Origin of the sequence: Nonomuraea lactucae, from assembly GCF_003313395.1 — a bacterium.
Taxonomy (GTDB): domain Bacteria; phylum Actinomycetota; class Actinomycetes; order Streptosporangiales; family Streptosporangiaceae; genus Nonomuraea; species Nonomuraea lactucae.
In genome coordinates, this window is sequence record NZ_QNFZ01000529.1 from 1 (window position 1) to 1584 (window position 1584).

A 1584-nucleotide genomic window follows, 5' to 3' on the forward strand; every position below is an offset into this window, starting at 1 on the left:
CTCACCAACGCCTGATCGCCAGCGGAACCGGCAATCTCGGCGGTCCGAGGCGGAGCCTCATTAGTACTCCAGCCGCACTTATCGATCTTTGAGTTGTCGTCGCTGGTAGTGACTGTGTCGGGCGCGTGCTTGGTGGCGTCGTCGCCAGTGGGACCAGCGCAGGATGTGACTTTCGTCGACGGGTGGCCGGGTCAACAGGGCGAAGAGGCGGCGGATCTCGTTCGCGGAGATCGTGATGAGTTTGCCGGTGCCGGTTGGTGAGGCGGGTTCGGGGTTGAGGACAGCGCGGGTGGCGGCGAGGAAGGCCAGGGCGAGCATGGCCAGGGTGATGTAGCGGTACCAGGCGGGATAGAGCCGGACCTGGTAGTGGTCGAAGGCGGCCTCATTCTTGCCGGCCTGGAAGCATTCCTCGATCGTCCAGCGGGCTCCGGCCACCTGGACCAGGCGCTGTAGCGGCACTGGCTGAGGTGTGTGACACAGGTAGAAGGCCAGGTCGGAGGGGTTGCTGAGGGAGCGGCGGATGAGGAGGCGGTGCGCGGAGCTGTCGGTGGCGATCAGCGCCCAGTCGTAGCGCCGGTCGCCCTTGGCGCCCGGGCCGCAGGACAGGCGTTGCCATCCGTTCCTGGGGACCTTGCCGGCCATGGCGTCGGCGCGAGTCTTGCCGACGCCGGTGGTGATCTGGTGAGTGCGGGAGACCGCCAGTATGTAGCTGATCTGCTGGGTTTCCAGGTAGCGGCGCAAGGGGCCGTTGTCGCCGTAGGCTTCATCGGCGGTCACCCAGCTGAACGGGACGCCGGCGGCGAGCGCCCTTTCGATCATGGCTTGTAAGAGTTGGGGTTTGGTGGCGAAGTGAACGTGCTCGGGAATCTGGGCGGCCGCGCAGCGCTCCGGTGAGGCGATCCATGAGTCTCTGGGCAGGTAGAGCTCGCGATCCAGCACGGCCCGGCCACGGTTGGAGGCGTAGCCGAGGAACACCCCGATCTGGCAGTTGGTGATCTTCCCGAGGGTGCCGGTGTATTGCCGTTGCACTCCGGCCGAGCAACCGCCCTGTTTGACGAAGCCGGTGTCGTCACCGATCAGCACCCCGTCGGCCTCTCCCAGGTGTTCCATCAGGTAGGCGCGAAGGTCGTCGCGCACGCCATCAACGTCCCATTTGGCGGCGTTGAACAGGCGCTGCATCCCATCGGGGGTCTGCTCGCCGGCGTACTCGGCCAGGGTCCAGCCGTTCTTGCGCTCCAGCCCGGACAGCATGCCCTCGATGCAGGCCCGAGCCCGCTGCCGGACTTCGGACCGCTTGAAGCGCCCGGCTACCAGCTCGAACGCGGCATCCAAACCAGCCTGCAGATGAGCGGCGCTGAGATGTTCTACTCTGGCCAACGCGGCCACCGCATGATCTTCAGATCCAACACACCTGAATGATCACAGCGGTGGCCGCTCGACGTTGACGTGGCTACGTACCCACGCACGTACCTCGCGCATCCTGACCACAGTCCATCAAGGTCCGATCTGCGGCTGGAGTACTAATGAGGCTCCGCCTCGGACCGCCGAGATTGCCGGTTCCGCTGGCGATCAGGCGTTGGTGAG

1 protein-coding gene is annotated in these 1584 nt (G+C 65.7%); it reads right to left on the reverse strand.

The annotated features are described in order from the left end of the window. Nucleotides 1-78 precede the first annotated feature (78 nt). Nucleotides 79-1344, reverse strand: a complete 1266-nt coding sequence (locus DQW85_RS23285) for an IS701 family transposase (protein ID WP_113702231.1) — start codon at nt 1342-1344, stop codon at nt 79-81. Between the last annotated feature and the right edge of the window lie 240 nt (nt 1345-1584).